Here is a 24,978-nt window from a genome sequence, read left to right on the forward strand (position 1 = left end):
AACCTATTTGTTACCTTCAAGGCCACCTGTGATCACACTCGAAGAATACCTTCAGGATAACGATACGAGCCCGTTCGGGCGCTGGTTCTCCACCTTGGACGCACAGGCGGCACGCAAGGTGTCCAACGCTCTGGTGCGGCTGGAGATCGGCAATACGTCAAACATCAAATGGTTCGACGGTCTCGGCGAATACCGTATCAATTGGGGCCCGGGATACAGAATCTATTTGGTGCAAGAGGGTAAGCGCCTCATCATCCTGTTTGGAGGAGGCGATAAGTCCACCCAGAAAAAGGATATCAAACAGGCAAAAACGCTCGTTGCCGAATTTCGGACCCGAAAAAAAGCTGAACGGAACATGAGGTAACGCAATGGCTCTCACCCGAAGTTACAAACATACAATTGCCGAGCGCGCCCAGCGTGACCCCGAGTTCGCCCAGGCGCTATTGGATGAGGCTGCTACTCTGTTCCTCAATGGAGAGCCGGAAATCGCTCGGATCATTCTTCGCGATTTGGTCAACGCCACCGTAGGTTTCGAAGAGCTGGCAAAGGAAACGTCAAAACCCAGCAAAAGCCTGCATCGAATGTTGTCTGCCAAGGGCAACCCAAGCATGGATAACCTGGCGGCAATATTTGCAGTCATTCGAACGACGCTCGGCGTAGATATACAAGTGCATGCCGTACCTGCTCACTGACAGGAATGAATCAAAAGCCGCTGCGACACCACACCGCACGGCGGTTTTTTACTTATCGCCCCCGATCAGGCTAAATACCCGGCTTGATCACCCACCCAACCGGATATGACCCATGTCCCGACAACGGCTAGCATTTGCCTGGATCGCCTGCTTCGCAGTGCTGTTCAATATGCTCGCCATGCCAATGTCCGGCGCGATGGCCAAGGCGGCCAGTCAGTCGCCGGCCGAGCAGTTGTTGTGGGGCAGTTTCTGCTCGTCCAGCGGGACGAAGATGGTGGCGATTTCTCTGGGCAAGCTTGAACAAAAAGCCCCCTCAAACGACGATCACTCGAACATGCAGCATTGCTGGTGCTGCTCGGGCTCGGCGCCTCTGGTGGCGTTGCCGGGCCATGTTCCGCAACTGTATTTCGCACGTTTCGAGGCCAATCGAAGCCGACCGGCGCCGACCCTCGACATCCCCACGCCACGCCAGCAATGGCCCAGCCTCAATCCCCGAGCCTCTCCTCTGGTCTGATTACCCTCGCAATTGATCTGCGTGTCTAATCGTTCTGGAGAACTGCCATGTTGAAGAAACTCATCGTTCTGGCCGCCTTGTTGCTGCCTGCGTGCTTTGCCAATGCCCATGAATACAAAGCCGGCGAACTGGAAATCGCACACCCTTGGTCGCAAGAGCTACCGCCCAACGCGCCAACGGTTGCTGCCTATTTCGTGATTCACAACAACGRCAAAACCGCCGACCGCCTGCTCAGCGTTGCTTCGCCGATCGCAGGCATTGCCGAGCTGCACGAGCATGTGATGCAAGGTGATTTGATGAAAATGCAGCAAGTGCCGAGCGTCGAGATTCCGGCTGGCGATGACATCACGTTCGCACCGATGGCTTATCACGTGATGCTGCTGGAGCTCAAAGACCGCAGCCTGCTCCGCGACGGCAAGCGCTTCCCGCTGACCCTGCATTTCGAAAAGTCCGGCGATGTGACCGTCGAAGTCGCGGTACAGAAACAACCGCCCGCCGGCACCGAAGCGCACATGCACGCCCAGTAATCACAGCCTGAAAAACCTGTGAACGCACGGCGCTCGCTCAGCGTCAGGCAATCAGTGCCGCGTAACACCTCGTTGAAGGTTGCACGCGGTAGCTGGATCAGCCTGTTCGCCATGTTGATGATCTTTATCGGCCCACTGATTTCTCAGTCGATGCCGATGGATCAACGCATGCCGATACCCATGAACATGTCGATGGACATGAGCATAGATATGTCGGCGAACGCCCACGCCGAGCCTGACGCGCAAGCGGCTGCCGAACACTGCGCACCAAAACCCGATCATCATGCGCTCTGGGAAAAGTGCGGCTATTGCAGCCTGCTCTTCAACTGCCCCGCGCTGCCCGGCAGCCTGTCGTTCGCGGCCTTCGACACACCTTCCGCCCACAGTTTCATCAGCCCCTCCCCCCGCCTGGGCCATGCCCGGCAAACCGTCTTCCCCGGCGCCCGCACCCGCGCCCCGCCCATCGTCGCGTAAACACCCACCCCTACTCATACGGCCGACTGTAGAGAACGACAGCCGCAGGCTGCTGGCCGTGTTGTTGACGACTGATTGATGGAACCTTTATGTCCAGGTTTTCTGCTGACACACGCTTGAGCGCTGCTCAGGCATTTTTCACCCTGAACGCGCCACGCGCCCGTTTCAAACAGGCCGCTGCCGTTCTGTGCGGCGCCCTGCTTTCCCCGCTGGCCAGTGCGGCCGAGCAACCGGTTGATCACAGCCAGCACACTGAAGAGCTGAGCCCGACGGTGATCACCGCCATCGCCCCAAGTTCGCCGCTGACCATCGTCACCAACCCCAAGGACCCGCGCCAACCGGTGCCGGCCAGCGATGGCGGCGATTACCTGAAGACCATTCCCGGCTTCGCACTGGTTCGCAATGGCGGCACCAACGGCGATCCGGTGCTGCGCGGCATGTTCGGCTCAAGGCTGAACATTCTCACCAACGGCGGCATGATCCTCGGTGCCTGCCCTGGCCGGATGGACGCCCCGACCTCCTACATCTCACCGGAAACCTACGACAAGCTGACCGTGATCAAAGGCCCGCAAACCGTACTTTGGGGACCTGGCGCCTCTGCCGGCACCATCCTGTTCGACCGCGAGCCGGAGAGCTTCGGCGAGCTGGGCACGAGGGTTAACGCCAGCCTGCTGGCCGGCTCCAATGGGCGTTTCGACAAGCTCGTCGACGCCGCTGCCGGTGGCCCACAGGGTTACATCCGGGTGATCGGCAACACCGCGCACGCCGACGATTACCGCGACGGTAACAACGACACCGTGCCGTCGCGCTACGACAAATGGAACGGCGATGTCGCCCTGGGCTGGACGCCGGATGCCGACACGCTGCTGGAGTTGACCGCCGGCAAGGGCGACGGCGAGGCACGTTCGGCCGGGCGTGGCATGGACGGTTCGCAGTTCAAGCGCGAAAGCCTGGGCCTGCGTTTCGAGAAGTCGAACCTTGGCGAAGTACTGGATAAAGTCGAAGCGCAGGTCTACTACAACTACGCCGACCATGTAATGGACAACTACACCCTGCGCACGCCATCCGGTACAGGGATGATGGCCGGGCCCATGGCCTCCAACGTCGACCGCCGCACCCTCGGAGCACGGATCAAGGCCACCTGGCGCTGGGCCGATGTGCAGTTGATCAGCGGCATCGATGCGCAAACCAACGAACACCGTCAGCGCGCCGCCATGGGCATCGACACCTACAAAGAAGTGCCGCGCAACAAGGATGCGGACTTCCATAACTACGGCGTTTTCAGTGAGCTGACCTGGTATGCCGCCGACCGTGATCGCCTGATCAGCGGAGCACGACTGGACCGCGCCTCGGCCAAGGATTTTCGCCAGACCATCGGTTCCGGGATGATGAGCCGACCCAACCCGACCGCCGACAAGTCCCGCGCCGATACCTTGCCGAGCGGCTTCGCGCGCTATGAACATGACCTGGCGGACAGCCCGACCACGCTCTACGCCGGTCTCGGCCACGCTGAACGTTTCCCGGACTACTGGGAGCTGTTCTCACCGAAATCCGGCCCTGCCGGTTCGCTCAACGCCTTCGACTCGATCAAACCCGAGAAAACCACCCAGCTCGACGTCGGCCTGCAATACAAAACCCAGGACCTCGAAGCCTGGGTCTCGGGTTACGTCGGCGAAGTGCACGACTACATCCTGTTCGATTACACCCCCGGCATTATGGGCGTGACCTCTCGGGCCGAAAACATCAACGCGCGCATCATGGGTGGCGAACTCGGCGCAGCCTACAACCTCACCTCCCATTGGAAAGCCGATGCAACCCTGGCCTACGCCTGGGGCAAAGACACCACCCACGACACGGCACTGCCGCAAATGCCGCCGCTGGATGCACGTTTCGGCCTGACCTACAGCGAAGACAACTGGAGCGCCGGCGCCTTGTGGCGAGTGGTCGCGGCGCAGAACCGCATCGAGCAGAACAAGGGCAACGTGGTCGGCAAGGACTACGACAAGAGCCCGGGGTTCGGTGTGTTCTCGCTTAATGGCGCCTACCGGATCGACAAGCACTGGAAGGTCAGTAGCGGCGTCGACAACCTGTTTGGCAAGACCTACGCCGAGCACTTGAACCTGGCCGGCAACGCCGGGTTCGGCTACCCGGCCAATAACCCGCAAGCGATCAACGAACCAGGGCGCACGTTCTGGACCAAGGTCGATATGAGCTTCTAAAGGCATCGCGAGCAGGCTCGCTCCCACAGGATCGCTGCTGAACCTGTGGGAGCAGCCGGTCGACGCTCGAATGCTCGCGATCGGTTGCGCAGCGACCACAAACAAACAACAAAGATCCACGCCAAGCGGAGCACCTGATGAACCAACCCAAACCGAATTTCTACAACCTGGCCTGGCGCTGGCATTTTTATGCCGGGCTGTTCGTTGCGCCGTTCATGGTGATGCTGGCCTTGACCGGCATCGTTTACCTGTTCAAACCGCAACTCGACCCACTGATGTATGGCAGCCTGCTCACTGTGCCGGACGGCCATCACACCGTCAGTGCCGACGAGTTGCTGCGCCGTGTCAAAGAGGCGTATCCACAGGGCCAGATCAAACAGTACCTGCCGCCGCTCAATGCCGAGCGCAGTGCGCAGTTTGTCGTTAAAAATGCTGGCAGCGAGCTCAACGTCTTCATCGATCCGTATCACGCCGATATCCTCGGCGAGCAGGACGCGAAGAAAAACCTGCAAGCCATCGCCCGGGCGATTCACGGCGAGTTGATGATCGGCACCGTCGGTGATCGGCTGGTCGAACTCGCCGCTGGCTGGGGCGTGGTGCTGGTGGTTTCCGGGGTGTTCCTGTGGTGGCCACGCGGGCGAACCGGCGCGGGGATCGTGTGGCCGCGATTCAGCAGTCGCGGACGTGTGCTCTGGCGTGACCTGCACGCCGTGACCGGGTTCTGGGGCGCGGCGTTTTTGCTGGTGATGCTGCTCAGCGGCATGACCTGGACCGGGTTCTGGGGCAAGCAATACGCTGAAGTCTGGAACCGCTTCCCGGCAGCCATGTGGAATAACGTACCGAAATCCGACCAAGAGGCCCGTAGCCTCAACACCGCAACGCGCCAGACCGTGCCCTGGGCCATGGAAAACACGCCGATGCCAATGTCCGGTGACCACGCCGAACACATGGCGCACAACGGCGGCAGCAGCGCCCCGGCGGCGCCCACCATCAGCCTGCAAGACGTGCAGGACATTGCCGTTCAACGCCGGGTCGAACCGGGTTACAGCATCACCTTCCCGACCACCGCCAGCGGCGTGTTCACCATCGCCGTATTCGCCGACGACCCGCGCAACGACGCCACCCTGCATGTCGACCAGTACAGCGGTGAAGTCCTCGCCGACGTGCGTTGGGAGCATTACGGCAACGTTGCCCGCGCCACGGAAATGGGCGTGATGCTGCACGAAGGCAAACTGTTCGGGCCGTTCAACCAGATCGTCGTGTTGCTGATCTGCCTGATGATCCTGCTCAGCGCCGTCAGCGGTGTAGTGATCTGGTGGAAGCGCCGCCCGCAGGGCAAGCTCGGTGTTCCACCGTTGCGTCATGACCTGCCGACCTGGAAAACCGGGGTGGTGATCATCCTCGCATTGGCGGTGATATTCCCGTTGGTGGGTGCTTCGCTGGTCGTGGTGTGGCTGCTGGACCGCGTGCTGCTGTCGCGCTTGAGCCGCCAGCCTGAATCGGCCTCATCTTCATCCTGAATACAGCGAGATGCCTATAGCAGCGCGGTTGACCTTACAATGTCGGCCCGCTGCGAACACCCGCCAAACGAGCATGCAATGACCTCGCTGAACCTCACCCACCTCGCCTGGACACCGCTGGGCCATGGCCACTGTCATCACCAGTTCCAGCTGCGTGAGGCCAGCCTGCACGTGGCGGCCGGTGAGTTCGTCGGCTTGATCGGCCCCAACGGCAGCGGCAAGACCAGCCTGTTGCGCTGCGCCTACCGGTTCAGCAAACCGGAATCCGGCGAGGTGCATCTGGCCCATCACAATGTCTGGAAGCAGTCGTCGCGCTGGTGCGCGCAGCGTATCGCCGTGGTGTTGCAGGAGTTCCCCGATGCCTTCGGCCTGACCGTCGACGAAGTGGTCGCCATGGGCCGCACACCGCACAAAGGCCTGTTCGATGGCGATACGCTGGAAGACCGCCGAATCGCCGAACAGGCACTGGAATCGGTGGGCCTCAAAGGCTTTGAAGATCACGCCTTCGCCACGCTGTCGGGCGGTGAAAAACAACGTGTCATTCTCGCCCGCGCCCTGGCTCAGCAACCGCAATTGCTGATCCTCGACGAACCGACCAACCACCTCGATCCACGCTATCAGCTCGAATTGCTGCAACTGGTCAAGCGCTTGCAGATCGGCACCCTGGCGAGCATCCACGACCTCAATCTGGCCGCGGCGTTCTGCGATCGGCTGTACGTGATCGACCACGGACGCATCGTCGCCAGCGGCACGCCAAAAGAAGTGCTGACCACCACCCTGCTGCGCGAGGTGTTCGGCGTCGAAGCGTTGATCGATGAACACCCGCTGTCCGGCTACCCCCGAATTACCTGGATAACCCAACATGACTTTGCGCACCCTGCTCCGCTCCGGCCTGTCCATCGCCCTGCTGCTGGGCAGCACCCAGGCGTTCGCCGAAGCAACCCGCTACCCGTTGACGATACAGAGCTGCAACCGTGAAGTGACGTTCAAGGAGGCGCCGAAACACGCCCTCAGTCACGACATCAACATGACCCAGATGATGCTCGCCCTCGGCCTCAAACCGCGGATGGTCGGCTACAGCGGCATCAGTGGCTGGAAAGCCGTGACCCCCGAGATGCGGAACATACTCGACGGCCTGCCGGAACTCGCCGCCAAGTACCCATCGGTGGAAACCCTGCTCAACGCCAACGTCGATTTCTTCTTCGCCGGTTGGGATTACGGCATGCGCATTGGTGGCGACCTGACCCCGCAAACCCTCGGGCCGCTGGGGATCAACGTCTATGAACTGAGCGAGTCGTGCGCCTTCGTAATGAAGCGCTCGGCGGCCAGCCTCGATGACACCTACAACGACCTGCGCAACCTCGGCAAGATCTTCGACGTACAGGATCGCGCCAACCGCTTGATCAGCGACATGCAGGCGCAAGTGGCCGAGGTTCGCAAAGACCTGCCAAGTGAAAAACCGCGGGTGTTCCTCTATGACAGTGGCGAAGACCGGGCCATGACCTCGGGTCGCCTGGGCATGCCGCAAGCGCTGATCGACGCCGCCGGCGGGCGCAATATTCTCGATGACGTCGACGCGAGCTGGACCCGGGTCAACTGGGAAAACGTCGTCGAACGCAACCCGCAGGTGATCGTGATCGTCGACTACGGCGAAGTCAGCGCCGAGCAAAAGGAACAATTCCTGCTGAACAACAAGGCCCTGCAATCGGTGGATGCGATCAAGAACCAGCGCTTCATCGTCATTCCTTATGTGCAAGCCACGCCAGGGATCGACAACGTGCTGGCGGTTGAGACCCTGGCCAAGGGTTTCCACGGCGAATGATCAATCGTCGTTATGCCTTGTTGCTGATCGCCCTCGGCGCGCTGTTGCTGGTGTCTTGTGTGGTATCGCTGGGCTTTGGTGCAGCAAGGGTGCCGGTGGACGTGGTCTGGCGGATTCTGCTGCATCAGGCATTCGGGATTGGCGAGGTGAACTGGAGCGCCGGACAGGAGCATATCGTCTGGCTGATCCGCGTACCGCGCATGTTGCTCGGCGCGTTGGTGGGCGCCGGGCTGGCGCTGATCGGCGCGGTGCTGCAAGCGGTCACGCGCAATCCGTTGGCCGATCCGCACTTGCTCGGTGTGACCTCCGGCGCGACCCTTGGCGCGGTGATCGTGGTGCTGCATGTGGGCGAGATCGTCGGCCTGCTGACCTTGCCGATTGCTGCGTTCATCGGCGCGCTGTTGAGCATGCTGATCGTCCTGGCGATCGCCAACCGCAACGGGCGGCTGGACAGCGATCGGCTGCTGCTGTGCGGGGTGGCAGTGTCGTTCGTGATGATGGCGGTCGCCAACCTGCTGCTGTTTCTCGGCGACCACCGCGCCAGTTCTGCGGTGATGTTCTGGATGCTCGGCGGCCTCGGGCTGGCGCGCTGGGAGTTGCTGGCAGTGCCGGCGGCCAGCGTGCTGCTCGGGCTGGTTTTACTGCTGGGCATGGCCCGGCCACTGAATGCCTTGATGGCTGGCGAGCAAACCGCGGTCACTCTCGGCCTGAATGCTCGCACCGTGCGTTTACGGGTGTTTGTGATTGCGTCGCTGATGACCGGAGTGCTGGTGTCGATCAGCGGCTCCATCGGTTTTGTCGGGCTGATGGTGCCGCACATTGCCCGGCGTCTGGTCGGGGCGGAACACCGCAGATTGCTGCCGGTATGCGTGTTGCTCGGCAGTGTTTTCCTCGTTTGGGTCGACGTAGCAGCACGAACCTTGATTGCACCGGAAGATTTGCCAATCGGCGTCGCCACCGCCGCCATCGGCGGTCTGTTCTTCATCGGCCTGATGCGCCGCCGTTGATCCAGCACCGAACCTGTGGGAGCGAGCCTGCTCGCGATAGCGGTGGATCAGTCAGCATTGATAGCGACTGACACACCGTCATCGCGAGCAGGCTCGCTCCCACAGTTGATTGGGGTACCCCCCCCGAACTACTCGGCGCCCTAATGTGGCGCACCTTCGCGCACCAGCACACCAGACACGTTCTTTCATGGTGCGCCAGCAAACCACGCAACCGCTCTAATACGACATTTCCCTGCCTTTCTCCGACCGGGCACAGCCCTTGCTAAAGACCCTTCAGTAGTCCGCATCTGCCAACCAAGAAAACTCATAAGTTCATGGAGATCGCACAATGAAGCGTCGCAGTTTGATCAAGGCTTTCACACTATCGGCAAGCATTGCCGCGATGGGTATGACCTGGACAGTCCAGGCCGCCGAGACCATCAAGGTCGGGATTCTGCATTCGTTGTCCGGAACCATGGCGATCTCCGAAACCTCGCTCAAAGACATGGCGCTGATGACCATCGACGAGATCAATGCCAAGGGCGGGGTCAACGGCAAGATGCTCGAACCGGTGGTGGTCGACCCGGCGTCGAACTGGCCACTGTTCGCGGAAAAGGGCCGGCAGTTGCTGACCCAGGACAAGGTCGCGGTGGTGTTCGGCTGCTGGACCTCGGTGTCGCGCAAATCGGTATTGCCGGTGTTCGAAGAGCTCAACGGCCTGCTGTTCTACCCGGTGCAGTACGAAGGCGAAGAGATGTCGCCGAACGTCTTCTACACCGGCGCCGCGCCTAACCAGCAGGCGATCCCGGCAGTGGAATACCTGATGAGCGAAGAAGGCGGCAGCGCCAAGCGCTACTTCCTGCTCGGCACCGACTATGTCTACCCGCGCACCACCAACAAGATCCTGCGCTCGTTCCTGCACTCCAAAGGTGTGGCTGACAAGGACATCGAAGAGGTCTACACGCCGTTCGGCCACAGCGACTATCAAACCATCGTCGCCAACATCAAAAAATTCTCGGCGGGCGGCAAGACGGCGGTCATTTCCACGGTCAACGGCGACTCCAACGTGCCGTTCTATAAAGAGCTCGCCAACCAGGGCCTGAAAGCCACCGACGTTCCAGTCGTGGCCTTCTCGGTGGGCGAAGAAGAACTGCGCGGCATCGACACCAAACCGCTGGTAGGCAACCTCGCGGCGTGGAACTACTTCGAATCGGTGGAAAACCCGGTGAACCAGAAGTTCGTCGCCGACTGGAAAGCCTATGCCAAGAAACACAGCCTGCCGGGCGCCGACAAAGCGGTGACCAACGACCCGATGGAAGCCACCTACGTCGGCATCCACATGTGGGCGCAGGCCGCAGAAAAAGCCAAGTCCACCGATGTCGACAAGGTCCGCGAAGCGTTGGCCGGCCAGACTTTCGCCGCGCCGTCGGGCTACACCCTGACCATGGACAAGACCAACCACCACCTGCACAAGCCGGTGATGATCGGCGAGATCCAGGCCAACGGTCAGTTCAACGTGGTCTGGCAGACCGAGGGCCCGATCCGCGCCCAGCCGTGGAGCCCGTTCATACCGGGTAACGACAAGAAGCCGGAGTATGCGGTGAAGAGCAACTAAGCCACTGGGCCCCGAGCATGGAGCTCGGGACCGACACAACTCCTGTGGGAGCGAGCCTGCTCGCGATGAGGCCATGACAGTCGACATTGATGCTGAATGTCAGCCCGCTATCGCGAGCAGGCTCGCTCCCACACTAGTCCGCGCAAGGCCAACGACATGCCCACTGCCCTTTACCGCTTCATCCTCGCCATCGCACTGCTGTTGCCGATGGCCACCCATGCCGGGGACGCCGAAGACTTTGTCGCGGCCAATCCGGTGCAGCAAGCCAAGCTGTTGGAAAGCTGGGCCGCGCAACCCGACCCGACCCGCATCGAACTGATCAACGCCCTGCAACAAGGCCAATTGACCGTCGACGGTGAAGCCAAGACCCTGCGCCTGAACAATCGTCTGCGGGGCTTGATCGACACTGCACTGGCCAGTCATCAACTGCTCGCCGCTGACGTCAAAGTGCGTTTGAGTGCCGCGCTGCAACTGCAAAAAAGCGCCAAACCGGCGCAGTTGAAGTTCCTCGACCAGCAACTGGCTGGCGAAAAAGACCCGAGCGTTCACGCCGCCCTGAGCCTGGCGTTGGCCAATCTGCAACTGGTAGACGCCGAGCCGGCCGTGCGCCTCGCCGCAGTGCGCCTTCTCGGTGAAACCGGCGACCCGCTGGCCCGTACCCGCCTCGAAGGTTTGCTCCAACCCGGTGTCGAAGCCGACGCCGCGGTGCGCACGGCTGCCGAAACCAGCCTGGCGCAAGTCAAACGCAAACTGCTGATCGGCGAATTGCTCGGCCAGGCCTTCAGTGGCATGTCGCTGGGCTCGATCCTGCTGTTGGCGGCCCTCGGCCTGGCGATCACTTTCGGCCTGCTTGGGGTGATCAACATGGCCCACGGCGAGATGCTGATGCTCGGGGCTTACTCCACTTACGTGGTGCAGTTGCTGTTCCAGCGTTTCCTGCCGCAAGCCATCGAGTTCTACCCGCTGATCGCTTTGCCGGTGGCGTTTTTCGTCACCGCAGGCGTCGGTATGGCGCTGGAGCGCACGGTGATTCGCCACCTCTACGGCCGACCGCTGGAAACCCTGCTCGCCACCTGGGGCATCAGCCTGATGCTGATTCAGCTGGTGCGTTTGTTGTTCGGTGCGCAGAACGTCGAAGTGGCGAACCCGGCCTGGCTTTCAGGCGGGATTCAGGTACTGCCTAATCTGGTGCTGCCATACAACCGCATCGTGATCATCGCGTTCGCACTGTGTGTGGTGGTGCTGACCTGGCTGCTGCTGAACAAGACCCGCCTCGGTCTGAACGTGCGCGCAGTCACCCAGAACCGCAACATGGCCGCCTGCTGCGGCGTGCCCACCGGGCGTGTCGACATGCTCGCCTTCGGCCTCGGTTCGGGCATCGCAGGCCTTGGCGGCGTGGCCCTGAGTCAGGTCGGCAACGTCGGCCCGGACCTCGGCCAGAGCTACATCATCGACTCGTTCCTGGTGGTGGTGCTCGGCGGCGTCGGTCAGCTGGCCGGCAGCGTACTTGCCGCGTTCGGCCTGGGGATCGCCAACAAGATTCTTGAACCACAAATCGGCGCCGTACTCGGCAAGATCCTGATCCTCGCGCTGATCATTCTGTTCATCCAGAAACGCCCGCAAGGACTCTTCGCACTCAAAGGACGGGTGATCGACTGATGAACCAGCCCCTGATGCTCACGGCCACACAAAAGGCCGGCCCCAAAGTCACGATTGCGCTGGGCGCAGTGATTCTCGCCTTATTGCTGGCGCTGCCGCTGCTGTCATTGCTGCCTGCCGACAGTGCGTTTCACGTCTCGGCCTACACACTGACGCTGGTCGGCAAGATCCTCTGTTACGCCATCGTTGCGCTGGCCCTGGACCTCGTCTGGGGTTACGCCGGTTTGCTGTCCCTGGGTCATGGCCTGTTCTTCGCCCTCGGCGGCTATGCCATGGGCATGTACCTGATGCGCCAGGCATCGGGCGATGGCCTGCCGGCATTCATGACCTTCCTCTCGTGGACCGAACTGCCGTGGTACTGGACCGGTACCAGCAGCTTTATCTGGGCGATGTGCCTGGTGGTGCTGGCGCCGGGTTTGCTGGCGCTGGTGTTCGGTTTCTTCGCCTTCCGCTCGCGGATCAAGGGCGTGTACTTCTCGATCATGACCCAGGCCCTGACCTTCGCCGGGATGCTGCTGTTTTTTCGCAACGAGACCGGGTTTGGCGGCAACAACGGCTTCACCAATTTCCGCACGATTCTCGGCTTCGGCATCACTGAACCGGGCACGCGTGCGGTGCTGTTCGTCGCCACGGTGCTGCTGTTGGTCGCCAGTCTGTTCATCGGCTGGCGCCTGGCGCAAAGCAAATTCGGCCGGGTACTGACCGCCCTGCGTGATGCGGAAAACCGCCTGATGTTCTGCGGCTACGACCCACGCGGGTTCAAGCTTTTTGTCTGGGTCTTGAGTGCCGTGCTGTGCGGTCTGGCCGGTGCGCTGTATGTGCCGCAAGTCGGAATCATCAACCCCAGCGAAATGTCGCCGACCAACTCCATCGAAGCCGCCGTGTGGGTTGCACTCGGCGGGCGCGGCACGTTGATCGGGCCGCTGCTCGGCGCGGGTGTGGTCAATGGCATGAAGAGCTGGTTCACCGTGGCCTTTCCCGAATACTGGCTGTTCTTCCTCGGCGCGCTGTTCATCGTCGTGACCCTGTACCTGCCCAAAGGCGTGATCGGTTTGCTGAAGAAAAGGGGCGAATCATGAGGCTTATAGAAATGAGAGCAGCTCCAACAGCCGAGTTCATGCTCGAACCGGTCTTTTTTCCACCGGAGCCCAACAAGGACGCCGGCAGCAGCCGCGACGCCATCGGTCTGGGGCAACGTGTCGAAAAAGGCCTGAACACCCTCCACGGCACCATCCTCACCCTTGAAGACATCAGCGTCAGCTTCGATGGTTTCAAGGCACTCAACGCCTTGAACCTGTACATCGGTGTCGGCGAACTGCGCTGCATCATCGGCCCCAACGGCGCCGGCAAAACCACACTGATGGACGTGATCACCGGCAAGACCCGGCCCAGTCACGGCAACGCCTGGTTTGGTGAAACCCTGGACCTGACACGGATGAGCGAAGTGCAGATCGCCCAGGCCGGGATCGGCCGCAAGTTCCAGAAGCCGACGGTGTTCGAAGCCTTGAGCGTGTTTGAGAACCTCGAGCTGGCGCAGAAAACCGACAAGTCGGTGTGGGCCAGCCTGCGGGCTCGCCTGAGCGGCGAACAAAAAGATCGTATCTGCGAGGTGCTGGAGACCATTCGCCTGACCACCTCGGTCAATCGCCCGGCCGGCCTGCTTTCGCACGGGCAGAAGCAGTTTCTGGAAATCGGCATGTTGCTGATGCAAGACCCGCAACTGCTGCTGCTCGATGAACCGGTGGCGGGCATGACCGACGCCGAAACCGAATTCACCGCCGAGCTGTTCAAGAACCTGGCCGGCAAGCATTCGCTGATGGTGGTGGAGCACGACATGGGCTTCGTCGGTTCGATTGCCGACCACGTCACCGTGTTGCACCAGGGCAGCGTGCTGGCCGAAGGGTCGCTTGCACAGGTGCAGGACAACGAGCGGGTGATCGAGGTCTACCTCGGCCGATAACGCAATCCGCTTTTTTGTGGGAGCGAGCCTGCTCGCGATGGCGGCGGCACCTCCAACATCACCGCGGCTGACACACCGCTATCGCGAGCAGGCTCGCTCCCACAGGGGTTGTGTGAACTACAAGGGATTTGAACATGCTGCAAGTCGACAAGCTGCACCAGTACTACGGCGGTAGCCACATCCTGCGGGGCCTGAGCTTTGAGGTGAAGGTCGGTGAAGTCACCTGCCTGCTCGGGCGCAACGGCGTCGGCAAGACCACCTTGCTCAAATGCCTGATGGGGCTGTTGCCAGCCAAGGAAGGCGCGGTGAATTGGGAAGGTCAACCGATCACCTCGTTCAAGCCGCATCAACGGGTTCACGCCGGCATCGCTTACGTGCCGCAAGGCCGGGAGATTTTCGGGCGGCTGACGGTGGAAGAAAACCTGCTGATGGGCCTGTCGCGCTTCCCGGGTTCCGAGGCCAAAGAGGTCCCCGCATTCATCTACGAGCTGTTCCCGGTCTTGCTGCAAATGAAGCAACGCCGCGGTGGCGACTTGTCGGGCGGCCAGCAACAACAATTGGCCATCGGTCGCGCACTGGCCAGTCGGCCACGCTTGCTGATCCTCGACGAGCCTACAGAAGGCATTCAGCCGTCGGTGATCAAGGAGATTGGCGCGGTGATCAAAAAGCTCGCATCACGGGGTGACATGGCGATCCTGCTGGTCGAGCAGTTCTACGACTTCGCCGCCGAGCTGGCCGATCAGTACCTGGTGATGTCCCGGGGCGAGATCGTCCAGCAAGGCCGCGGAGAAAATATGGAAGCCGAGGGTGTGCGCGGACTGGTTACGATCTAGTCTGTAGCGTCCTGACGATAATTAAAAATATATGACTGCTCTTGCGCAAAACGCACTGTTCACGCCCAGCTGGCACGCCGAGCTTGAGCTCGGCTACGCCCGCTTCGGCGACAGCACGCGCCCGGTCCTGCGTCGCCACAAGGGCCCGCTGCGGGTGCAAAAACACCTGTACGCCGAAGGCCCCGAGGTGTGCCAGCACATCATCGTCCACCCGCCCGGCGGCATTGCCGGTGGTGATCGGCTGGACATCACGGCCTGCGTCGGTGCCGACGCCTGGGCGCAGTTGACCAGCCCAGGTGCCGCCAAGTGGTATCGCGCTGCCGGGCCAGCCTATCAGCGGCTCGACTTGAACGTCGCCGCCGGTGCCACGCTGGAGTGGCTACCGCAGGAAACCATCGTGTTCAGCGCCGCCCAGGCTGAGCTCAGCACGTCGATTGAACTGCAAGGTGACGCCCGGCTGTTCTATTGGGACGTAGTGGCGCTGGGTCGCCCGGCCAGCGGTGAACGCTTCGAACGCGGGCACTTTCAGTCACAGCTGGAAATCCGCCGCGACGGCCAGTTGCTCTGGCACGAACGCCAGCGCATTGTCGGGAATGACGGCTTGCTTGATTCGCCAATAGGGCTGGATGGCCAGCCGGTGTTTGCGACGTTGCTGGTGACGGGGGAAATCGACAGCGATTTACTACAGACCTGCCGCTCGTTGCCCAACCCAGTACGCGGTGACCTGACTCAGTTACCGGGGCTGCTCGTCGCTCGTTGCCTGGCCAGTGAAGCATTACTGGCACGAGGCTGGCTGATTGATTTGTGGAAACTGCTCAGACCGGCCCTGCTCGGTCGCGAAGCAGTCCCCCCCAGAATCTGGAGCACCTGACATGACCGCGCACACGATCCCCGTAGCAGCTGGCGCAGCCTGCGTTCGGCTGCGCAGCAGTCGTAAAACCTGCCAATGCGTTGTGTCAGGTAGACCGCGTCAGACAGATCACGACTGCTTCGCAGCCGAACGCAGGCTGCGCCAGCTGCTACAGGGACCGAGTCACTATTTTTTTTAACTGCCCAATACGGATTTTTAACGATGGACCTGACCCCACGCGAAAAAGACAAGCTGCTGATCTTCACCGCCGGCCTGGTCGCCGAGCGGCGTTTGGCCCGTGGCGTGAAACTCAATTACCCGGAAGCGATGGCCTACATTTCCGCGGCGCTGCTCGAAGGCGCACGCGACGGCCAGACGGTCGCCGAACTGATGCACTACGGCACCACCCTGCTGAACCGCGAGCAAGTGATGGAAGGCATCCCGGAAATGATCCCGGAGATTCAGGTCGAGGCGACCTTTCCCGACGGCACCAAACTGGTCACCGTCCACCAACCCATCGTCTGAGACTGCGCCATGACTTATCACATTCGTGATGCCGTATCCGCCGACCTGCCGGCGATCCGCGACATCTACAACGACGCGGTCCTCAATACGACCGCGATCTGGAACGAACAGGCCGTGGACCTCGCCAACCGCCTGGCCTGGTTCAGCACCCGGCAATCCCAGGGCTACCCTGTTCTGGTGATTGTCGACGCCGACAACAGCGTGCTCGGTTATGCCTCGTTCGGCGACTGGCGGCCGTTCGACGGTTTCCGCCACACCGTCGAACATTCGGTGTACGTGCGCAGTGATCAGCGCGGCAACGGCCTCGGCCCACAGCTGATGGACGTACTGATCGAACGCGCCAGGGACTGCAATAAACACGTGATGGTCGCCGCCATCGAAAGCGCTAACGCCGCCTCGATTCGCCTGCACGAACGGGTCGGTTTCATCACCACCGGGCACATGCCGCAAGTGGGTACCAAGTTCGGCCGTTGGCTCGACCTGACCTTCATGCAGCTGATCCTCAATCCGGGCGCGGAGCCGCCCGTCGCCAACAAGGAGTGATATGTCATGAACACTGCCCAACTGCGACGCGTGAACACCGAAAGCTTTGCGCACTACCGTCAGGGCTTGATCGATTTGCTGTTTGACGCCGTGCAGCACGGCGCCTCGATCGGCTTCATGGCCGACCTTGATGATGCCCAGGCCCGCGCCTACATCAACAGTGTCCAGGCCGGGCTCGAGGACGGCAGTCTGTTGCTGTGGGTCGTGGTTCACGATGAAAAGGTCCTGGCGAGCGTGCAACTGGCCCTGTGCCAGAAAGCCAACGGCCGCAATCGCGCCGAAGTGCAAAAGCTGCAGGTGCGCCATGACACGCGGCGACGCGGCCTGGCGCAACAACTGATGAATGCTGTGGAGCTTGCCGCGCGCCAGCACAAACGTGGCCTGCTGTACCTCGACACCGAAGCGGGGTCGGCGGCCGAAGCGTTCTATCAGTCCCTGGGTTATACCCGCGTCGGTGAATTGCCCAACTACTGCCAAAGCCCGGACGGTCGCTACACCCCGACCGCCATCTACTACAAGACCCTGGGACAACCCGAATGATTCCTGGCGAATATCAGATCAAGCAAGGCGATATCGAGCTCAACGCCGGCCGTCGCACCCTGAGCCTGACCGTGGCCAACAGTGGCGACCGGCCGATTCAGGTCGGTTCGCACTACCACTTTTTCGAAACCAACGACGCCCTGACGTTCGACCGTGCCGCCAGCCGTGGCATGCGCCTGAACATCCCGGCCGGCACCGCCGTGCGCTTCGAACCGGGGCAGAGCCGCGAGGTCGAGCTGGTGGACCTGGCCGGGCATCGCCGGGTGTTCGGGTTTGCCGGCAGGATCATGGGCGACCTTTAAATCATGCGGCGTCTCCACCGACCCAATCGCGAGCAGGCTCGCTCCCACAGTTGATCGCATTCCCCTGTAGGAGCTGTCGAGCAGCGCGAGGCTGCGATAGCGAGCTACGCGAGCGGTCTCAAAATCAATTGAATCCCAAGGCAAGCACATGAAGATTTCCCGTCAAGCCTACGCCGACATGTTCGGCCCTACCGTCGGTGACAAGGTTCGCCTGGCCGATACCGAGCTGTGGATCGAAGTCGAAAAAGACTTCACCACCTACGGTGAAGAGGTGAAATTCGGCGGCGGCAAAGTGATCCGCGATGGCCAGGGCCAGAGCCAGTTACTGGCTGCGGAAGTGGTCGACACGCTGATCACCAACGCGTTGATCATCGACCATTGGGGCATCGTCAAAGCCGATGTCGGCCTCAAGGACGGGCGTATTGCGGCGATCGGCAAGGCCGGCAACCCGGACGTCCAGCCGAACGTCACCATCGCGGTCGGCGCCAGCACCGAAGTGATCGCCGGCGAAGGGATGATCCTCACGGCGGGCGGTGTCGACACGCACATCCACTTCATCTGCCCGCAGCAGATCGAAGAAGCATTGATGAGTGGCGTCACCACCATGATCGGCGGCGGCACGGGACCGGCGACGGGCACCAACGCCACGACCTGCACCTCCGGCCCATGGCACCTGGCGCGCATGCTGCAAGCGGCGGACGCGTTCCCGATGAACATCGGCCTCACCGGCAAGGGCAATGCCAGCCTGCCGGAGCCGCTGATCGAGCAGGTCAAGGCCGGCGCCATCGGCCTCAAGCTGCACGAAGACTGGGGCACCACGCCGGCGAGCATCGACAACTGCCTGAACGTCGCCGACCAGTTCGACGTACAGGTGGCGATCCACACCGACACCCTGAACGAATCGGGTTTCGTCGAAACCACCCTCGCCGCGTTCAAGGGGCGGACCATCCACACTTACCACACCGAAGGAGCCGGTGGCGGCCACGCGCCGGACATCATCAAGGCCTGCGGTTTCGCCAATGTGCTGCCGAGCTCGACCAACCCGACCCGGCCGTTCACCCGCAACACCATCGACGAACACCTCGACATGCTGATGGTCTGCCACCACCTGGACCCGAGCATCGCCGAGGACGTGGCCTTCGCCGAAAGCCGTATCCGCCGCGAAACGATTGCAGCCGAAGACATCCTTCACGACCTCGGCGCATTCTCGATGATCAGTTCCGACAGCCAGGCCATGGGCCGCGTCGGTGAAGTCATCACCCGCACCTGGCAAACCGCCGACAAGATGAAAAAGCAGCGTGGCGCACTGGCAGGTGATGGCGAGGGCAACGACAACTTCCGCGTCAAACGCTACATCGCCAAATACACCATCAACCCGGCAATCACTCACGGCATCAGCCATGAAGTGGGCTCGATCGAAGTCGGTAAATGGGCCGACCTGGTGCTCTGGCGCCCGGCGTTTTTCGGGGTCAAACCGACGCTGATCCTCAAGGGCGGCGCCATCGCGGCCAGCCTGATGGGCGATGCCAACGCCTCGATTCCAACGCCGCAACCGGTGCACTACCGCCCGATGTTCGCCAGCTATGGAGGCTCGCTGCACGCCACCAGCCTGACGTTCATCAGCCAGGCCGCGCAGGAGGCGGGCCTTCCCGAAGCGCTGGGGCTGAAAAAGAAAATCGCCGTGGTCAAAGGTTGTCGCGAGGTGCAGAAGACCGACCTGATCCACAACGACTACCTGCCGAACATCGATGTCGATCCGCAGACCTATCAGGTCAGGGCCGACGGTGTGCTGCTGTGGTGTGAGCCGGCGGATGTGCTGCCGATGGCGCAGCGCTACTTCTTGTTTTGAGGTTCGTCCACACCTAAAAAACCGGCACGAAGATCGTCAGTCTTCGTGCCGGGAGGACAGCCTGTGCGGTGATCAGTTTGTTGGTTCGACAGTGAAGGGGATTTCAACCCGTTGCAGTCTTGCCCGATCCATTGCCTGCTGAGTCAATGTCTTGAGCAACGCCTTCATCTCGGCGTCTATCAGACTCAGCTCGGCGGCATACTCCTCTTCAGTCATGATCCGCCCCGGAGCAAACTCGCTTTCCTGTTTGCCCAACTCTGCGGCGAGCACCCGGATGTCCTCCTTCAGCCGGGCTTTTTCCTCAAGTGACAGGGTGGGTTCAGTCGCCCTCCTCTCCAGCGCCGTGTAGAACTCTGTGGTCGCATCGATTCGTCGCCTGAAGGCTTTGAAAGCACTCCGATTGGAGCCCTGAACATAAGACTCCCAGAATGGCTGCTCGATGATCGAATCGCGCAGTAGATCCCCCTCCTCCAGACTGAGCACACGCCGATAGGCACTTTCGATCATCTGGGAAGTGACACCGGAGTGCGTTCGAAACTGCAGGTCGCGTGACTGCCAGGGTAGATCCAGTCGACCGGCCAGGTCCGTCATGTAGGCCAGATGGGTCTCGACCTCATCAATGGATCCCGAGTACAGGCCAGTTTCCGGATCGAAAACCCTGAATGTCTCATTGTTCTCCAGTCGTTCGGCAATGTGCTTATGGGCGATCCGGCTCAACTCATCGAGCCGCGATTTGCCTTTGGCCAGCAGCAGTTCAGCCTCTACCAGACTCGGGTTGGCAAGCTCATAGGCCTCATGAATCAGCACCTCAACGCCCATCGCATTGAACAGCTGCGCGCCGGCATCGACGCAATGGGTGGTCTCTTTCGCCAGGACAAAAAGGTTCTTGCGCAGTTCGCTGTCTTTGGACATGGCCTCCAGCATTCGCCAGAGCTTGCTCGTCATGTCCACCCTGAATGCCGGATCGTTCTGAAAGTGGGCGGACTCGGTGAGTTTCCTGATCTGGTTGAAAAACGGCACCGAGTCGAACTCGTCTTCGACGGCATTCCAGATGGGCTGTCGGGCAACCCATTCAGGTCGCGTCATGCCCGCTTCCCAGTCAAGACTGTCGCGCACGCCGCGAGGTGGATAGGGACGATCAGGGTCCATGCCGACGGACCGGATGTAATGCCTGAGTGTCTGGAGATTGAATTCCGGCAACCACTGGCGCTCTCGGCTCAAGAGCGTGCGAGCCATCAGTTCTGCCTGGACGGAGCCTGGCGCAACCGCAGGAATGTAGGTGATTTCGTTGTGCCGCATATCCAGGTAAAAATGCCGGAACCGCGGCTGGGAAAACAGGCCGTCGGGCCAGGTGCGAATGCCGGTATCAGCCAGGTATAACGAATGCAGATTGCGCATATGGCCGATATCAGGAACTCGCCCCAAAGGGTTCCCCTGCAAGTCCAGGGTCTGAAGCCGGGTAAGGTTTCTGAGGTCGGCCACCGATTGTCCATCCAGCACGATTCGATTCCCGCGCAGGGTCAACTCCATCAGCCCTCGCATACGACCGATGACGTGAGGAAGCCGTGTCAGTGGGTTGTTATCGAGGTTCAACGACCGAAGCCGCGGGAAGTGGTCGAGAAAAGAAACCTGTGCATCGATCAACTCGGTTCGGTTCAGGTTGAGTCGGGTGACATGGTTGAAGTTGCCTTCCAGGGGCGGCATTGTCCCCAGGTGCCGCCCCAGCGGAACCTGTTCAAGGTCGAGTACCACGCCATGCAGATTCCCGTATGGATCCACATCCCGCCGGCCGATTCGCTGCCAGGCTTCCCTGATCGCTTTGTACAAAGCGTTTCTGGATTGCCATTCGGCGATGCCGGCAGCGCTGAATCCGAAGGCCTCGGTAGGCGACTTCAACCAGCGTTGAAAATTGGCGTTCAGCCGGTTGAATTCTGCTTCAAGCGCGCTTGCCCGCTCTTCCACGCTACTTTCACTGCCGCCGCCCTCCAGATAGACCTGGGCTTCGGCCTCTGACCAGCCGGGGCGAACGATCCTGACCCGTTCTTGTGGCGTCAGCCTTCCGGTTACCTGGCGGACACCTTGAGTGATGCCTTGCATGCCACCACGCAGTTTCATCGTGGCCGGGTCATAGGCCGGTTTGCGGATCGGGTTGTCCGCCAGAAGGACGTTGAGGGTGTCGCGTGGCAACGGCGCTGTTTGAATCGCCCGTCTCAACTGCGCACCTTGATTGATCTCATACCCCAGCGCGTTTCGTTCAGCATCAGGCAAGGCATGCAACACGGAAGCGTAAAGGTCGTCGGCCCCATGCAGATGATTATCTTCGGCATCGCGTGCCTGGTATTGGCCATCCTCGTTGACCAGGACTTTGCGTATGGCGGCATTTACCGGGCCGACGCTGTCGCGCAACGGCCCGTCGAATGAGTATTCACGGATTTCGATCCGAACGTTCTCGGGCCAATTCGGCAACGTCTGCAATGAATGCAGCGCCAGCCGTTCAGTATCCACAGTGCCTGCAAAATCGAGGAACAGCCCTTCATAGGCACGTGCTGTTCGCAACGCTTGCAAGGTCATGCGCACGCGCTCCCTGAGTTGCAAGGGTATGCGCGATGGCTCCGTCATTTTGCGCAGCTCTTCGGCGTCGAGACTGGCCAGCAACTCCCGGGCTACCGAAGTGGGGAGTTCGTTAAAGGCGTCCTGAAGCACCAGCACTTGAGGATTGCTCGCCTGTTGCTGCCGCCGGATAAGCGTATCGAACAGACCTGCGCGTTGCTTGCCAGCCTGCACGGCAAGCCTGCCTTTCAACGCGTCGATACGGATGCGCTCGTCAGTGGATATACCCTGCCCGAGCAGCGCGTGGATGTCGCTCTCATCAACGAACTTCACGGCGAGCTCCGGAAGCTTCCCGGCGCGGACCTCGGCGTGGGTTATCTTCAGCGTGTTGGCCGGCGACGCATCGGCATTGCCATACTTGATCGAAGGCCCCCGATGCTCGGCCCCTTCAAAAACCTCGATGCCTTTCTGCTCGGGCCATCTCGGCAGCTCTGCCAGTAAACGAGGCACCTGCTCAACGAACGCTGGCGGGACTTCACTGGCCAGAATCTGCTCGGGCAGCTTGCGCACATCAGCCCACGCATTGAAGCGTTCGATCGTGTCGCTCAGCAGCGCCGGTGGCGGTTCGCTCACGACATGCAGTCTGCGCAACACGTCTTCCTCCACACCACTGGCAATACGAATTTGCTCCAGTGTGGCATCAGAGAAATCTTCGACCGCCGGCCCCATGCGGCGCATGAGTGTGGTTTTGTCCCACTCAACGGGGCGGTCCAGCTCGGTTTTCCAGGCCCCTGCACCGTTGTGCGCAAGTTTTGGCTGATAAGCCCCCGGCCTGTTCGGGTGCCGCAGGTGTGGCTGGCCAGTGTGTGGATCCTCACTGACGACGAAATACCTGTTCTCGTGCTTCAGGATGTCTTTTTCGTTGTGCCGATACAGGCCCTGCTCGCTCGGCTTTGCCCCTTGTGGCAACGTCATGTCGTATTCGTAGGGCTTCAGGTCCGCATTCCAGAGGCGGGTCTTGCCGCCAGGGAGCTCAACCTGTTTCAGCTGGTTGATAAAAGACGATGGTTTGACGGGCGCGGGCGTACCGCCCGGCAACACATGCCCGGCAGCCATGATTGCCAACTGGGCGAAATTGATCATGACGCCGGTGAGATGGGCAGCGGCTTCTTCCTTGTCCCCTTTGCTCCACTCTTCGATCCCTTCCATGGTTTCGAACAGCATCTGCCCGACCATGGCAGCCAGAACCGCCTCCCCAAGGCCCGGGACCAACATGGCACCAACGTTGAACACGTTCCAGCCGATATTCAGGTAGCTGGTCAGCCGATTCCAGCGGGTGGCACTGTCTTCATCGTCGGTCGGCACGGCGATCTGTCGCGCATCGGCAATCGCTTTGTCCACCCGCCACCGACTAAGCTGCGGCCAGAGATCGCCTGAAATGATGTTGGTAATGGGCTCCGCGTCGGGGTTCTCGACCGCGCTCTCTCGCCACCACGGCCCCATGTCCAACGGCTCGCGCTGCGTCCAGGTAAAGGTGGTGAACCGCTCCCGGACTCGGCTGAAGAATCTGCCCTGGTCTTTGTGCGCCACGAACCGACTGAAAAACTGTTGATAGTCCGAGGTGCGCAGTTGGCTCGTCAGCGCCTTCATGAAGTCGGTGAAGGAGGCATATTCCTTGAGCGGATGATCGGGGTCGTCGGGAATATAAGCGATCAGCCTTCCCTCCAGACGACTTTGTTCATGGATATCGTCGCGGCGAAACATTTCCTCGACCATCGCGCTGGGACCGTTGGCAAAAAACGCCTTCAGCACCTTGAATTGCTCAAACTCCTGCCCCGGTAGAAGCATCAGCCGACGCGACCACTCCATCATCGTTCGCCGATGTTCCGGAACCAGGCTGTCAAAAGTGGTTTTGATTGTCGACGGATCAGCCACTGCACTGAACAGCACAATACCGGTCAGCTTGAACCCCATGAGTGACAGTCGATGACAGTGCAAGGGGCGATTACCCAGCCGTATGTCCGTCTTGTCATCGCGCACCTGTTGCAACTTTCCATAGACATCGGAAGTGATGTCCTTCTTCAAATAGGCAATGAGCGCCGACTCGTTGAAAGCTGCTTTTTCACTGGCAATGGACTGTAACTCAAGTATCGCCCTGGCCTCGGCATCTACAGGCCTCAGCAAGGCCGTGATGTGTCGTTGATACTGCGCTCCGATGTCCAGTGTCCGACACAGGGCTGCAAACTTCTCGACGGTCAGTTCATGGCGCAGGGGAGCGCCTTCGGCGTCCGTCGTAAAGACGCCAGAACCCTCGCGAAATGCCCCCGCCAGGGTTTCAGGTTCTTCGAAGTTATGCAGCGCGGCTTCCAGCAGTGTGGAGTGTCTGAGTCGACTGGCATTCGTATCGATGGTACCCAACCCCAGTTTGGCGGGAACATAAAGTCGCAGTGACGTCGCCCTGACATCCAGTTCCAGATTCAACTGTTGCTTCAACGCCTGAACGAGCAACGGTTCAGCGAACCCTTTAATATCCTTTTGCAAATCTCCCAGTGTTTTGTCCAGCGTGTCCCGCAAACGCCAGTGTTCATTAATGAGCTCTTTCAGGTATTGGCGGTCGATACCACGTGCATTGCTGTACCACTCGGGAAAGGCTGGTTTCAGATCAGTGATCGATGCAAGCCTCGAAACCGGTGCATTTTTCAGCAGCGCTGGAATGTTTCCCACTAAATAATCGAGGTACTTGTTTTCGTTGTCACCCACCGCCACCGGGGAAACTTCCGAGCGCGGCATTTCTGATAATTCATTCATTTTCGCAACTGTCCCTGTGCGCGTATAAGAACCACCAGCTTATTCAATACACCCGATAACAAAAGATTAAATAACTGCTGTAAAACCAGAATAAACGCCCAACAACATTCAACTTCAGAACCTGAAAAACAATTAAATACCACCCTGACAACCACCGTGGCTGATCCTGCTCGTCAACGGTAGTTTTGAC

The 24,978-nt window shown here is 60.6% G+C and carries 21 protein-coding genes and 1 pseudogene; 21 read left to right on the plus strand and 1 reads right to left on the minus strand.

What is annotated here, in order from left to right:
• Nucleotides 1-28 precede the first annotated feature (28 nt).
• The 21 genes and pseudogenes from AC1DIH_RS01130 (at nt 29) to ureC (ending at nt 19,430) form a co-directional block, all read left to right on the plus strand.
• Nucleotides 29-364, plus strand: coding sequence for a type II toxin-antitoxin system RelE/ParE family toxin (locus AC1DIH_RS01130; protein ID WP_123423705.1), 336 nt, complete (start codon nt 29-31; stop codon nt 362-364).
• A gap of 4 nt (nt 365-368) precedes the next feature.
• A complete protein-coding gene (locus AC1DIH_RS01135) occupies nt 369-692 on the plus strand; it encodes a helix-turn-helix domain-containing transcriptional regulator (RefSeq protein WP_123423706.1) in 324 nt (107 codons plus the stop codon).
• A gap of 112 nt (nt 693-804) precedes the next feature.
• On the plus strand, nt 805-1,206 hold the full coding sequence (locus tag AC1DIH_RS01140; protein ID WP_477770278.1) for a DUF2946 domain-containing protein: 402 nt from the start codon (nt 805-807) through the stop codon (nt 1,204-1,206).
• A 47-nt stretch (nt 1,207-1,253) separates the two neighbouring features.
• Nucleotides 1,254-1,733 carry a copper chaperone PCu(A)C gene (locus AC1DIH_RS01145; RefSeq protein WP_477770279.1) on the plus strand — a complete coding sequence of 160 codons (480 nt, stop codon included), beginning with the start codon at nt 1,254-1,256 and terminating at the stop codon, nt 1,731-1,733.
• Between the two features lie 54 nt (nt 1,734-1,787).
• Nucleotides 1,788-2,207 (plus strand): DUF2946 domain-containing protein, encoded by a 420-nt coding sequence (locus AC1DIH_RS01150; protein ID WP_477770280.1) that lies wholly within the window; start codon nt 1,788-1,790, stop codon nt 2,205-2,207.
• 89 nt (nt 2,208-2,296) lie between these two features.
• Nucleotides 2,297-4,426, plus strand: coding sequence for a TonB-dependent copper receptor (locus AC1DIH_RS01155; RefSeq protein WP_477770281.1), 2,130 nt, complete (start codon nt 2,297-2,299; stop codon nt 4,424-4,426).
• Between the two features lie 137 nt (nt 4,427-4,563).
• The gene (locus AC1DIH_RS01160; RefSeq protein ID WP_477770282.1) at nt 4,564-5,946 is read left to right on the plus strand and encodes a PepSY-associated TM helix domain-containing protein; all 1,383 of its coding nucleotides are present in this window, start codon (nt 4,564-4,566) and stop codon (nt 5,944-5,946) included.
• A 78-nt stretch (nt 5,947-6,024) separates the two neighbouring features.
• Nucleotides 6,025-6,807, plus strand: a pseudogene (locus tag AC1DIH_RS01165) (ABC transporter ATP-binding protein); the annotation flags it as partial.
• 1 nt (nt 6,808) lies between these two features.
• A complete protein-coding gene (locus AC1DIH_RS01170; protein ID WP_477770283.1) occupies nt 6,809-7,768 on the plus strand; it encodes an ABC transporter substrate-binding protein in 960 nt (319 codons plus the stop codon).
• On the plus strand, nt 7,765-8,775 hold the full coding sequence (locus AC1DIH_RS01175) for a FecCD family ABC transporter permease (RefSeq protein WP_477770284.1): 1,011 nt from the start codon (nt 7,765-7,767) through the stop codon (nt 8,773-8,775). Before AC1DIH_RS01170 ends, AC1DIH_RS01175 begins: the two co-directional genes overlap by 4 nt.
• A gap of 328 nt (nt 8,776-9,103) precedes the next feature.
• On the plus strand, nt 9,104-10,369 hold the full coding sequence (gene urtA, locus AC1DIH_RS01180; protein WP_477770285.1) for an urea ABC transporter substrate-binding protein: 1,266 nt from the start codon (nt 9,104-9,106) through the stop codon (nt 10,367-10,369).
• Between the two features lie 156 nt (nt 10,370-10,525).
• The gene (urtB, locus tag AC1DIH_RS01185) at nt 10,526-12,028 is read left to right on the plus strand and encodes an urea ABC transporter permease subunit UrtB (RefSeq protein WP_477770286.1); all 1,503 of its coding nucleotides are present in this window, start codon (nt 10,526-10,528) and stop codon (nt 12,026-12,028) included.
• Nucleotides 12,028-13,107: an urea ABC transporter permease subunit UrtC gene (gene urtC / locus AC1DIH_RS01190; protein WP_477770287.1), complete on the plus strand. Its 1,080-nt coding sequence runs from the start codon at nt 12,028-12,030 to the stop codon at nt 13,105-13,107. The genes urtB and urtC overlap by 1 nt, the downstream gene beginning before the upstream one ends.
• Before the next feature lie 11 nt (nt 13,108-13,118).
• On the plus strand, nt 13,119-13,988 hold the full coding sequence (gene urtD / locus AC1DIH_RS01195) for an urea ABC transporter ATP-binding protein UrtD (RefSeq protein ID WP_477770288.1): 870 nt from the start codon (nt 13,119-13,121) through the stop codon (nt 13,986-13,988).
• Nucleotides 13,989-14,122: 134 nt separating this feature from the next.
• Nucleotides 14,123-14,821 (plus strand): urea ABC transporter ATP-binding subunit UrtE, encoded by a 699-nt coding sequence (urtE, locus tag AC1DIH_RS01200; protein WP_427538185.1) that lies wholly within the window; start codon nt 14,123-14,125, stop codon nt 14,819-14,821.
• Nucleotides 14,822-14,852: 31 nt separating this feature from the next.
• Nucleotides 14,853-15,692 (plus strand): urease accessory protein UreD, encoded by an 840-nt coding sequence (locus tag AC1DIH_RS01205; protein ID WP_477770289.1) that lies wholly within the window; start codon nt 14,853-14,855, stop codon nt 15,690-15,692.
• 201 nt (nt 15,693-15,893) lie between these two features.
• Nucleotides 15,894-16,196 (plus strand): urease subunit gamma, encoded by a 303-nt coding sequence (gene ureA, locus AC1DIH_RS01210; RefSeq protein WP_019693787.1) that lies wholly within the window; start codon nt 15,894-15,896, stop codon nt 16,194-16,196.
• 9 nt (nt 16,197-16,205) lie between these two features.
• Entirely contained in the window at nt 16,206-16,739 is a 534-nt protein-coding gene (locus tag AC1DIH_RS01215; RefSeq protein WP_477770290.1) for an N-acetyltransferase family protein, read from the plus strand.
• Nucleotides 16,740-16,745: 6 nt separating this feature from the next.
• A complete protein-coding gene (locus AC1DIH_RS01220; RefSeq protein WP_054595412.1) occupies nt 16,746-17,279 on the plus strand; it encodes a GNAT family N-acetyltransferase in 534 nt (177 codons plus the stop codon).
• On the plus strand, nt 17,276-17,581 hold the full coding sequence (locus tag AC1DIH_RS01225; RefSeq protein ID WP_429539031.1) for an urease subunit beta: 306 nt from the start codon (nt 17,276-17,278) through the stop codon (nt 17,579-17,581). Before AC1DIH_RS01220 ends, AC1DIH_RS01225 begins: the two co-directional genes overlap by 4 nt.
• 148 nt (nt 17,582-17,729) lie before the next feature.
• Nucleotides 17,730-19,430, plus strand: coding sequence for an urease subunit alpha (ureC, locus tag AC1DIH_RS01230; protein ID WP_477770291.1), 1,701 nt, complete (start codon nt 17,730-17,732; stop codon nt 19,428-19,430).
• A 72-nt stretch (nt 19,431-19,502) separates the two neighbouring features.
• On the opposite strand, the gene AC1DIH_RS01235 is transcribed toward ureC, so the two are convergent.
• A complete protein-coding gene (locus tag AC1DIH_RS01235; RefSeq protein ID WP_477770292.1) occupies nt 19,503-24,788 on the minus strand; it encodes a dermonecrotic toxin domain-containing protein in 5,286 nt (1,761 codons plus the stop codon).
• Between the last annotated feature and the right edge of the window lie 190 nt (nt 24,789-24,978).

The sequence above is a fragment of the Pseudomonas sp. 05N36 genome (genome assembly GCF_056397385.1).

What these genes read in the sequence shown, in the direction of transcription:
- AC1DIH_RS01135 (WP_123423706.1), top strand. Translation starts at nt 369, where the DNA reads ATGGCTCTCACCCGAAGTTACAAACATACAATTGCCGAGCGCGCCCAG.
- AC1DIH_RS01140 (WP_477770278.1), top strand. Translation starts at nt 805, where the DNA reads ATGTCCCGACAACGGCTAGCATTTGCCTGGATCGCCTGCTTCGCAGTG.
- AC1DIH_RS01155 (WP_477770281.1), top strand. Translation starts at nt 2,297, where the DNA reads ATGTCCAGGTTTTCTGCTGACACACGCTTGAGCGCTGCTCAGGCATTT.
- AC1DIH_RS01160 (WP_477770282.1), top strand. Translation starts at nt 4,564, where the DNA reads ATGAACCAACCCAAACCGAATTTCTACAACCTGGCCTGGCGCTGGCAT.
- AC1DIH_RS01170 (WP_477770283.1), top strand. Translation starts at nt 6,809, where the DNA reads ATGACTTTGCGCACCCTGCTCCGCTCCGGCCTGTCCATCGCCCTGCTG.
- AC1DIH_RS01175 (WP_477770284.1), top strand. Translation starts at nt 7,765, where the DNA reads ATGATCAATCGTCGTTATGCCTTGTTGCTGATCGCCCTCGGCGCGCTG.
- urtA (WP_477770285.1), top strand. Translation starts at nt 9,104, where the DNA reads ATGAAGCGTCGCAGTTTGATCAAGGCTTTCACACTATCGGCAAGCATT.
- urtB (WP_477770286.1), top strand. Translation starts at nt 10,526, where the DNA reads ATGCCCACTGCCCTTTACCGCTTCATCCTCGCCATCGCACTGCTGTTG.
- urtC (WP_477770287.1), top strand. Translation starts at nt 12,028, where the DNA reads ATGAACCAGCCCCTGATGCTCACGGCCACACAAAAGGCCGGCCCCAAA.
- urtD (WP_477770288.1), top strand. Translation starts at nt 13,119, where the DNA reads ATGAGAGCAGCTCCAACAGCCGAGTTCATGCTCGAACCGGTCTTTTTT.
- urtE (WP_427538185.1), top strand. Translation starts at nt 14,123, where the DNA reads ATGCTGCAAGTCGACAAGCTGCACCAGTACTACGGCGGTAGCCACATC.
- AC1DIH_RS01205 (WP_477770289.1), top strand. Translation starts at nt 14,853, where the DNA reads ATGACTGCTCTTGCGCAAAACGCACTGTTCACGCCCAGCTGGCACGCC.
- ureA (WP_019693787.1), top strand. Translation starts at nt 15,894, where the DNA reads ATGGACCTGACCCCACGCGAAAAAGACAAGCTGCTGATCTTCACCGCC.
- AC1DIH_RS01215 (WP_477770290.1), top strand. Translation starts at nt 16,206, where the DNA reads ATGACTTATCACATTCGTGATGCCGTATCCGCCGACCTGCCGGCGATC.
- AC1DIH_RS01220 (WP_054595412.1), top strand. Translation starts at nt 16,746, where the DNA reads ATGAACACTGCCCAACTGCGACGCGTGAACACCGAAAGCTTTGCGCAC.
- AC1DIH_RS01225 (WP_429539031.1), top strand. Translation starts at nt 17,276, where the DNA reads ATGATTCCTGGCGAATATCAGATCAAGCAAGGCGATATCGAGCTCAAC.
- ureC (WP_477770291.1), top strand. Translation starts at nt 17,730, where the DNA reads ATGAAGATTTCCCGTCAAGCCTACGCCGACATGTTCGGCCCTACCGTC.
- AC1DIH_RS01235 (WP_477770292.1), bottom strand. Translation starts at nt 24,788, where the DNA reads ATGAATGAATTATCAGAAATGCCGCGCTCGGAAGTTTCCCCGGTGGCG.